Annotated in this window: 1 pseudogene; it reads right to left on the bottom strand. The window is 57.9% G+C overall.

What is annotated here, in order from left to right:
* A pseudogene (locus QP415_RS11175) lies at positions 1-318 on the bottom strand (ABC transporter ATP-binding protein); the annotation flags it as partial.

The following is a 318-nucleotide window of genomic DNA, read 5'->3' on the forward strand; positions in this document are numbered from 1 at the left end:
CGGGAGCGTCCATGACCTTGTCGACGTGATTCATCTGCTGGCGGCGTTCTTCCAGCCCGGTCATGCAGCCACCGATGTCTTGGAGCATGGTGGTGAACCGCAGGCACATGCCGATGGTGACCACAGCGTTCAACGCATTCATCTGCCCGCCGAGGGCGAGTTGGGCGGTCAGCCAAATCATTACCACGACAAGGGCTTGGACGAACACTCCGTTTATCAGGTTCGCTAATGTTTCGATCCACAATGCTTTGCGGCTTTTGCGGTCAGCCTGTTTGAATGCCCGATCAAGGGCCGGGTAGTCATCGGCGACATGGCAGG

Origin of the sequence: Pauljensenia sp. UMB3104, from assembly GCF_030217285.1 — a bacterium.
In the GTDB taxonomy this organism is placed as follows: Bacteria; Actinomycetota; Actinomycetes; order Actinomycetales; family Actinomycetaceae; genus Pauljensenia.